Source organism: Thauera terpenica 58Eu (genome assembly GCF_000443165.1).
In the GTDB taxonomy this organism is placed as follows: Bacteria; Pseudomonadota; Gammaproteobacteria; order Burkholderiales; family Rhodocyclaceae; genus Thauera; species Thauera terpenica.
In genome coordinates, this window is record NZ_ATJV01000089.1 from 1 (window position 1) to 9,203 (window position 9,203).

A 9,203-nucleotide genomic window follows, 5' to 3' on the forward strand; every position below is an offset into this window, starting at 1 on the left:
TCGGCCATTTGCTGCCACACATGGTAGTAGCAGAGTCGTCATTCGAGCGACCGGTGAGATCCGAAACCAGCCCTAGAGCGAGCTGAGGCCAGCGTGGTTCGTAAGTCGGCCGGCACTGCGCTCATAAAGTCGATACTCACCAGCTCTGCCGTCAGTGTCGGGCAAAAACCCTCGCGCTTCCGTCAAGCCCGACCAGAAGCGTCTCATAGGGTTGCGGGGTCGAGGTCTCCATGCCGGGCGACCCCTGCGGCATGCCTGGCGTAGCCAGTCCGATTGCCTTTGGGGACTCGGCGAGAAGCCGTCGGATGTCGTCCGCAGGGACGTGCCCCTCGACGGAATAGGAACCTACCTTGGCCGTGTGACACGAGCCGTATTGGTCCGGCATGCCCAGTGCCTTGCGGGCTGCGGGGACATCATCGACGTCTTTCGTCACGACATCGAAGCCGTTCTTTCTCAGGTGCTCGACCCATTTCCCGCAGCACCCGCAGTAAGCGCTCTTGTAGACCTCTACGCGTACGGGCCCCTGCGCAAACGCTGCGCCGCTCACGATCATCAGGCTTGCCACGAGCCCGCCGAGCAAAGTTTTCGTCTTCATGTTCGTCTTCCGGTTGATGGCGTCGAGGCATAGTTTGGCGTTTCGAGCCCAACGGGAAGCTGACCTCAAAATTACATTTCCGTCAGACAGCCGGGACTCCGGTCGACTTTGCAGCATCAGGAAGGCGATGAGGCTTCATTGCGAGGCAAGGTGATCGTGAAGCAGGTGACACCTTCAGCGGAGCGCGCAGTGATGTGACCCCCGTGGGCCTGCACGATGGAACGCGTGATCGCAAGTCCGAGCCCTGCGCCTTCACCGCGAGACTCGCGCTGGGCGCTACCGCGGTGGAAGCGTTCGAAGATCCGTTCGATCTGATCGGCGGGTATCGGGTCGCCGACATTAGAGACGGCGAGACGGACGCCGGCTGCGTCCGCGTCAATCCTGATCGTGATCTGCCCCTCTTTCGGTGTGTGACGAAGCGCATTCGAGATCAGGTTCGACAGCGCGCGCCGCAGCATCAGGCGATCACCCTGAACGCTCGCTTGGCCCTGGCGCACGATGCGGACCTGGCGCTCGTCGGCCAGCGCCTCGTAGAAGTCGATCAGTGCGTCTGCCTCGCGGGCCAGGTCGATCGCCTCGCCCGCGTGCGCGAGGGTGTTCTCGTCGGCCTTGGCGAGGAACAGCATGTCGCTGACCATGCGCGCGATGCGCTCGTATTCCTCGAGGTTCGAGGCCAGGATGTCCTGGTATTCGTCGAGCGTGCGCGGCCGCGACAGCGCGACCTGGGTCTGGGTCATCAGGTTCGAGATCGGCGTACGCAGTTCGTGGGCTATATCCGCCGAATAATCGCCGAGCCGCTGGAAAGCGGCTTCGAGCCGAGCGAGCATGCCATTGAAGGCTTCGACGTGGTCGCGCACTTCCAGCGGCGCATCATCGATGGCGAGACGCTGGCCGAGTTGCCTTGCCGACAGCCGACGGGCAGTTTCGGTGACCCGGCGCAGGGGGGCGAGGCCCCGGTGCGCAGCAAACCAGCCCAATAGCGCCGCCGCCAAGGCAGCGACGAAGACGCCCGCCCAAGTTGCATGACGTACCGACGCGAGGAAGTGGACGTGATGCGATAGATCGAGTGCGACCAGCGCCTCGATCGATTGGTCCCTCGACCCGAGGGTCGGTAGCGCGATGCTGACCTCAATCCCTCGATGGGGGCGCTCATCCACTGTCCAGTCGGCCAACGCGCCAGAGAGGCGTTCGCCTGCCCGCTGGGCAGCGGTGAAATGCTCGGGATGGATGATGTACAGGACGCGTCCCTCGCCGTCGCGAAACAGGACACCGACACTTTCATGGCCAACGAAGGAGCGTTCGAGCGCCTCAATGCGTTCCGGTCGCCTCCCTGTCACGCCAGCACTCTGCAGGGCGTTGCGGATGAGCGTGACTTTGCCCTGCAACTCGTGCATGTCCAGCTCCTGGAAATGCATGTCCAACATGCGCCCAAAGAGCATCGCTGCCAGCACAAGCAGGCTCGCAGCGAGGACGGCAAATAGTGTTGCCAGTCGCGCCGTGAGCGAGTGAATGCGGGTCATCGTCAGATCGGCTCCATCGCCTCGAGCACGTAGCCCATACCCCGCACGGTGTGGATCAGCTTCGGCTCAAAGGGGTCGTCGACCTTTACGCGCAACCTGCGCACGGCAACTTCGATCACGTTCGTGTCGCTGTCGAAGTTCATATCCCACACCTGCGAAGCGATGAGTGAGCGGGGCAATACTTCACCCTTGCGTCGCAGGAGCAGTTCCAGCAAGGCAAACTCCTTGGCGGTCAGATCGATGCGCTGCCCGCATCGGTTCACCCGGCGGCGAAGCAAATCGAGCTCCAGGTTCGCTGAGCGCAGGGTCTCCGGTTCGTGGTTTCTTCCCCTGCGCAGCAGCGTGCGAACGCGCGCGAGAAACTCGGAAAACGCGAAGGGCTTGACCAGGTAATCGTCGGCGCCGAGCTCAAGACCACGGACCCGATCCTCAACTTGGTCACGGGCAGTCAGGAACAACACGGGGGTCTCACGACTGCTGCGACGCAGTGTTTGCAGGATGCCCCAGCCGTCCAGCCTTGGCAGCATCACGTCGAGCACGACCAGGTCGTAGTCACCGTTAAGGGCGAGGTGGAGCCCATCGAGGCCATCTCTTGCAAGGTCGACGACGAACCCGGCTTCGGTGAGCCCCTGGCGGAGGTAGTCGCCGGTCTTCACTTCGTCTTCGACGATCAGAATTTTCATTGTTTCGCTCCTACGCGCTTCGTGCTGCCTGTGCCCGATTTTGCGCCCGGGGTGCTGGATAACCCCCGGGCTTACAGAAATGTAATTTCCAGGTCAGGCCAACGACAGGCAGGCGGGCGCAAGATGCTCTGCGTGGCACAGCGTTCCGTACCGCGACGGAACCCCGCGACCAATGGGAGATCGATCATGAAACTGCGTTTGTACCGTCTCGCCGGGCTCATGCCCGTCGTCGCTCTGGCTGCAGCCCTGCATGGCAGCCCGGTCGTCGCTCAGACGACCGATCCGGCGCAGGCCTGGCCGCCCGCAGCGAGTGTCCCCGCGCTTCAGGAACGTATGAAGTCGATCCGTGCCGAGACCAACCCGGAACGTCGCATGGCCCTGATGGAAGAGCAGGTCAAGGCCCTGGAGGCTGCATCGCAGGGCACGCCCACTGGTTGCCCGATGATGGGGGGGCAGATGGGGGCTGGTCCGATGATGAAGGGTGGTGGTCCTGGACCCGGGGCTGGACCCATGGGCGGCATGATGATGGATCCCAAGCTCATGCAGGAGCACATGAAGATGATGCAAGAGCACATGGGCATGATGCAGAACATGATGAAGATGCATCCGGCCGCCAAGCCGGCGATGCCCAACTGAGCATCGGGACGCGGAGCGGCGACCTCGTCGATCGCCCCGCGTCCGATTCATCACAAGACCAACAAAGAGACATTCCCCATGCAGAGACGACTCATCCACCTCGGTGGAGGATTGGCCGTCGCCGTGGCGCTCGTGTCGGGCGCGCAGGCCGAGCCCTCCTCTCCGTCTAATCCCGCTGACCACGCGCCTGCCGCGACCCAGTCTGGGTCACCCAAGCCACAGCGCGTGCCGGCGTATCGCTCGCCCCTGAACGAATATCGGCCCTACCGTGTCGATGAGCCCTTGCGGTCGTGGAAGGATGCCAACGACGAGGCTGGACGTCTCGGCGGGCACATGGGCCACCTCACGCCGACTTCGAAAGGGGGCGAGCGATGAGAGGCAGTCTCCCCATATCCTTGCTGGCCGCCACCGTGCTGACCGGGTGCGCCAGCGTTGCGATCGATGAGAACTTCGCTGAGGTCGAGCGCTTTGCGCGCGAGCAGACGGGTAGCGAGGTGCGCTGGCTGCGCTCGGACCCTGAGCGCGAGGCGATGCGCGCCGAGGTCGATCGCCTGCTCGCACAGCCGCTGGCGATCGACGACGCGGTGCGCATCGCGCTGGGCTACAGCCCGGCGTTCCAGTCCCTGCTGGCGGAAGCCGCCGTGGCCTCGGCGGATGCGACCGGTTCGGCCCGCATCGGCAATCCGGTGTTCACCTTCGAGCGGTTGTTTCGCTCGGGCGCCGAGGGGCGCGAACTCGACATCGGCCGTTCGCTCGGCATCTCGCTGTTCGACCTGCTGTTTCTGCCCGCGCGGCTGGAGCAGGCCGAGTTCCGCCAGCAGCAGACCCGGCTGCAGTCCTCGATTGCGCTGTTGAGCACCGTCACTGAAGTGCGCCAGGCCTGGGTCGATGCGGTCGCGGCGCGACAGGTCGCGCGCTACCGCGAGGAGGTGGCCACGGCCGCCGGGACCGCTGCCGAGCTCGCCCGTCGGATGCAGGCCACCGGCAACTTCAGCCGCCTGCAGCGCGCCCGCGAGCAGGCGCTGGCCGCCGAGGAGACGGCCAACCTGATCCGCGCCCGTCAGAACGCCACCGCCGCGCGCGAGGCGCTGATCCAGCGCTTGGGGCTGACCCCGAGCCAGGCGCAGGCGCTACGCCTACCGGATCAGTTGCCGGCCTTGCCCGAGGCGCCGATCGATGAAGCGACCGCCGGCGCGGCGCTGCTCGACAACCGGCTCGATGTGCGCATCGCCCGCACCGACCTCGAGCGTACGGCGAAGAGCCTGGGCCTCACGCAGGTGACCAGCGTGGTCAACGGCCTGCATGTGGCCGGCGTGCGCAACAGCGAGACCGGCGAGTCGTCGCAGCGCGGCTTCGAAGTCGAACTGCCGCTGCCCCTGTTCGACTTCGGCGATGCGGCCCGCGCCAGCAGTGAGGCCCGCTATCTCTCGGCCTTCAACCGCACCCTCGAGGTTGCCAATAACGCCAGCTCCCAGGTCCGCGTGGCCTACGAGGGCTACCGCAGTGCATACGACCTCGCGCGCCACTACCGCAGCGAGGTGGTTCCACTGCGTCAGAACATTACCGAAGAGTCGGTGCTCCAGTACAACGGGATGCTGATCGGTGTGTTCGAGCTGCTTGCCGCTGCCCGCGCTCAGTCGGCCAGCGTGGTGCAGGCGATCGAGGCCGAGCGCGACTTCTGGCGCGCCGAGGCCGCGCTCAGGGCCAGCCTGCTCGGCCAGCCGATCGCACCGATCAGCCTTCAATCAAGCGCATCGCCGGCAGAAGCCGGCGCTGGCCACTGACCTGTCCGGAGACGATCATGACCACCCGACGCAGCTTTCTCGCCGGGGCAGGCCTGCTGGCCGCTGCCGGAACCGTCAACCGCGCCGCGCTCGCTGCGCTGCCCGAGCCCGTAATTCAGACCAGCGCAGCCACGGCGGCCCCGCTGACCCCGCCCACAGGCCGCCCGTACGACCCGGTCGTCACGCTCAACGGCTGGACGGCGCCCTGGCGCATGAACGCTGGGGTGAAGGAGTTCCACCTCGTCGCCGAACCCGTCGAGCGCGAGATCGCCCCCGGCATGGTGGCGCGGCTCTGGGGCTATAACGGCCAGTCGCCCGGGCCGACGATCGAGGTCGTCGAGGGCGACCGCGTGCGCATCTTCGTCACCAACCGCCTGCCCGAGCACACCACCATCCACTGGCACGGCCAGCGCCTGCCCAACGGCATGGACGGGGTCGGCGGCCTCAACCAGCCGCAGATCCCGCCCGGCAAGACTTTCGTCTATGAGTTCATCGCCCGTCGCCCTGGTACCTTCATGTACCACCCGCACGCCGACGAGATGGTGCAGATGGCGATGGGCATGATGGGTTTCTGGGTCACGCACCCGCGCGAACCACATCCGCACATCGCGCGCGTGGATCGCGACTTCTGCTTCCTGCTCAACGCCTACGACATCGAGCCGGGCAGCTACGTGCCCAAGATCAACACCATGCTCGACTTCAACCTGTGGACCTGGAACAGCCGCGCCTTTCCCGGTATCGACTCGCTCAACGTCAGGAAGGGCGACCGCGTGCGGGTGCGCATCGGCAACCTGACCATGACCAACCACCCGATCCACATCCACGGTCACGAGTTCGAGGTCACCGGCACCGACGGCGGGCCGACGCGCCCTGAGTCGCGCTGGCCCGAGGTCACCACCGACGTTGCGGTCGGCCAGATGCGCCAGATCGAGTTCATCGCCGACGAGGAGGGCGATTGGGCGATGCACTGCCACAAGTCGCACCACACCATGAACGCGATGGGGCACGACGTGCCGACCATGATCGGCGTCGACCATCGCGGCCTGGTCGAGGGCATCCAGAAGCTGGTGCCCGATTACATGCTGATGGGCGAGCGCGGCATGGCCGACATGGGCGAGATGGAGATGCCCCTGCCCGACAACACCCTGCCGATGATGACCGGGCAGGGGCCGTTCGGCGCCGTCGAGATGGGCGGCATGTTCACCGTGCTCAAGGTGCGCCGCGAGCAGAAGCGGGGGGACTACCGCGACCCGGGCTGGTTCAGGCATCCCAAGGGGACGGTGGCCTACGAGTGGACGGGCGCAGCGCTGCCTGAACCCGCTCGCGGCGACGCGGCGGGCGCCTCGAGCATGCCGCGTACAGCGGGCGGACCGCCTGTCGAGATGGCCGTACGCAAACCCACTGGCCATCAAGGTCATTGAGGTCGAACGCCGTGCAATCGGCGCAAACCCCGGCACAAATGAAGCCTCACCCAACAGAGAGATGGAGATCCCCATGAAAAGTCGTCGTCGATTTCTGGCCACCAGCCTTGCCGCCGGTGTGCTTGCCGTTCACCGCAGCACGTTCGCCCATGGCAATGCCGAACATGCCGACAAAGCAGCGTCCGATACCCCCAAGGAGCAGCAGCAATGGGGGATTGCGGGGGACGCGAAAGCCGTCTCGCGCGCGATCGCCATCGTGATGACCGATGAGATGCGCTTCGTTCCGGACCGCATCGAGGTGCGTCTGGGCGAGACGATCCGATTCACCCACGAAAATCGAGGCGCGGTGATGCACGAGATGGTGGTCGGTACGCCCAAGACGCTTGCCGAGCACGCGGAGATGATGCAGCGCTTCCCGGAGATGGAACATGACGAACCGTGGATGTCGCATGTCGCGCCAGGTGGGCGCGGAGAAATGATCTGGCACTTCAACCGTGCGGGCGAATTCCAGTTCGCCTGCCTGATTCCCGGCCACTTCCAGGCCGGCATGATTGGCACGATCAAGGTCGGCTGACAGAAATGTAATCCGTGCGTCAGCGTCCCGTTGGTGAGCGCTTCGCATAATCGTGCTCATGCTCGAATTCACACAGAATTTCAACCCTTGGAGAAACCCATCATGAAAAAGGCCCTCATCACCACTGCGCTCCTGGCCGTGCTCGGCGGCGGTGCCCCGCTTGCGTTCGCACAGGCCGATCACGATTCACATCACGGCGGGGCCAGCGCCCAGGCCGAAGCCGACGCCAAGCTGGCCGAGGGCACGGTCAAGAAGATCGACAAGTCGGCTGGCAAGCTGACCATTGCCCATGGCCCCCTCGAGTCGCTCGGCATGCCGGCGATGACCATGGTGTTCCGCGCAGCCGAGCCCAGCCTGCTCGATCAGGTCAAGGTGGGCGACAAGATCCGGTTCGCGGTCGAGAAGGTCGGCGGTGCGCTGACCGTGACGTCTCTCGAGCCCGCCCAGTGACGCCTACCTCGCAGGTGCGTCGCATTCCACTCTGACCGGCCAGCCGTGGGGATGCCCCACTGAGTGGCTGAACGACGAGGCGGGTGGCGAAGGGCCTGCGCATGCACTTCACCGCCTGCCGGAATCGTTTCTCGATGAAATCCCCGTTCGCAGTACCCTCATCTCACCTGCTACGTCCTGCAGCGCTTGCACTGGTGGTCGCGCTCACGCTGGGAAGTGGCAGTGCCTGGACACAGGGTTCGCCCGACACTCCAACGCTCGGCTCGAGCCCCCAGGCGCTGATTGAATATGCGCGCCACAGCAACCCCGGCTTTGCCGCTGCCCGCGCGGAAGCGTCCGCAGCGCAGGAGCGCGTGACGCCCGCCGGTGCGCTGCCCGACCCGACGTTCGAGGTCGAGCTGATGGACGCCACCAACACCATGAGCGGGCGCTCGGCGTCGTTGCTGCCCGGCCAGGTGGGCGAGACCCGCTACCGCATCACCCAGCCGCTACCCGGGTGGGGCAAGCGCGAGCTGGCGGTGAAGGCCGCCGAAGCCCAGGCGACCCAGGCTGATGCGATGCGCGATACCTCCTGGGCTGAGCTCGCGGCAAAGATCGAGACGCTGTGGTTGCGCTACTACGCCGCCGACCGCGAACTCGTCCTCAACCGCGAGGGCTTGACCTTGCTGAAAAGCCTGGAGGAACTCAGCCTGGCCCGTTACGAGTTGGGTCTGCTGCCGCAGCAGGCGGTGTTGCGCATGCAGCGCGAAATCACTGCCCAGCGCCTCGCGCTCGTGGAGGTCGAACAGCGGCGCAAGGGCCTGGCAGCGGGGCTCAACGGCCTGCTCGGGCGGGCGCACGACGCTCCACTGGCCGCGCCTGCCAATCCCGCCCCCTTGCCCGAGCAGCTGGAAGCGGGCGCCCTTTTCGAGGCAGCGGCCAGCGCCAATCCGGAAGTGAATGCTGCCACCTACGGCATCGATGTGGCGCGTGCCGAGCGCGAACGAACGTATCAGGACCGCTTGCCGGACTTCGCTGTTGGCGTGCGCAACAACCGTCCGGATGAAGGTAAGTCGTCCTGGGACGTGATGTTCGAGGTGATGATCCCGCTGCAGCAGTCCAGCCGTCGCGCCAAGGAGCGCGAAGCCGAATACATGCTGATGGCGGCCGAGGCGCGGCGGGAGGATGCCAAGGCACGCGCATCCGGCGAGCTGGGTATCGCCTGGTCGATGTACGCGCAGGGCCGCGAGACCTTGCGCCTGCTCGAACATACGTTGCTGCCGCAGGCCCAGGCCACCCGGGATGCAAGTCAGGCCGCGCTCAGCAGCGGCAAGGTCGACTTCGACAGCGTGATCGAAGCCGAGCGCCAGCTCATCGACATCCGGACTCAACGCTTGAAGGCCGAGCTCGACACGCGCCTGGCGCTGACAGAAATCAAGAAACTGACAGGGGATCTGAAGTGAGCTCAGCCGTTCGAATGACGGCGATCGCTGTGGGCGTGGCGATTGCCATAGGTGCGGGGTACTGGATTGCGCACCTGCAAAATGCTGGAAATCCAGTT

The 9,203-nt window shown here is 65.4% G+C and carries 10 protein-coding genes; 7 read left to right on the forward strand and 3 right to left on the reverse strand.

The annotated features are described in order from the left end of the window. Positions 1–151 precede the first annotated feature (151 nt). The 3 genes from M622_RS36080 to M622_RS36090 form a co-directional block, all read right to left on the reverse strand. On the reverse strand, positions 152–595 hold the full coding sequence (locus tag M622_RS36080; RefSeq protein WP_002943438.1) for a DUF411 domain-containing protein: 444 nt from the start codon (positions 593–595) through the stop codon (positions 152–154). Between the two features lie 116 nt (positions 596–711). Continuing rightward, positions 712–2,115 carry a heavy metal sensor histidine kinase gene (locus M622_RS36085; RefSeq protein ID WP_021250604.1) on the reverse strand — a complete coding sequence of 468 codons (1,404 nt, stop codon included), beginning with the start codon at positions 2,113–2,115 and terminating at the stop codon, positions 712–714. Positions 2,116–2,117: 2 nt separating this feature from the next. Next, entirely contained in the window at positions 2,118–2,798 is a 681-nt protein-coding gene (locus M622_RS36090) for a heavy metal response regulator transcription factor (protein ID WP_002943434.1), read from the reverse strand. Positions 2,799–2,984: 186 nt separating this feature from the next. Here M622_RS36090 and M622_RS36095 point away from each other — a divergent pair, with 186 nt between their 5' ends. From M622_RS36095 to M622_RS36120, 7 genes are all read left to right on the forward strand, one after another. After that, positions 2,985–3,434 carry a hypothetical protein gene (locus M622_RS36095; protein ID WP_021250605.1) on the forward strand — a complete coding sequence of 150 codons (450 nt, stop codon included), beginning with the start codon at positions 2,985–2,987 and terminating at the stop codon, positions 3,432–3,434. Between the two features lie 78 nt (positions 3,435–3,512). Further along, positions 3,513–3,809 carry a hydrolase gene (locus M622_RS39870; protein WP_075146730.1) on the forward strand — a complete coding sequence of 99 codons (297 nt, stop codon included), beginning with the start codon at positions 3,513–3,515 and terminating at the stop codon, positions 3,807–3,809. Next, positions 3,806–5,218 carry a TolC family protein gene (locus tag M622_RS36100; RefSeq protein WP_031347437.1) on the forward strand — a complete coding sequence of 471 codons (1,413 nt, stop codon included), beginning with the start codon at positions 3,806–3,808 and terminating at the stop codon, positions 5,216–5,218. The genes M622_RS39870 and M622_RS36100 overlap by 4 nt, the downstream gene beginning before the upstream one ends. 17 nt (positions 5,219–5,235) lie before the next feature. Beyond that, positions 5,236–6,639, forward strand: a complete 1,404-nt coding sequence (locus tag M622_RS36105; protein ID WP_021250607.1) for a multicopper oxidase family protein — start codon at positions 5,236–5,238, stop codon at positions 6,637–6,639. A 73-nt stretch (positions 6,640–6,712) separates the two neighbouring features. Continuing rightward, the gene (locus M622_RS36110) at positions 6,713–7,213 is read left to right on the forward strand and encodes a cupredoxin domain-containing protein (protein WP_031347438.1); all 501 of its coding nucleotides are present in this window, start codon (positions 6,713–6,715) and stop codon (positions 7,211–7,213) included. 102 nt (positions 7,214–7,315) lie between these two features. Then, positions 7,316–7,663 (forward strand): copper-binding protein, encoded by a 348-nt coding sequence (locus M622_RS36115; protein WP_021250609.1) that lies wholly within the window; start codon positions 7,316–7,318, stop codon positions 7,661–7,663. 134 nt (positions 7,664–7,797) lie between these two features. Further along, on the forward strand, positions 7,798–9,105 hold the full coding sequence (locus tag M622_RS36120; protein ID WP_245543098.1) for a TolC family protein: 1,308 nt from the start codon (positions 7,798–7,800) through the stop codon (positions 9,103–9,105). Positions 9,106–9,203 lie beyond the last annotated feature (98 nt).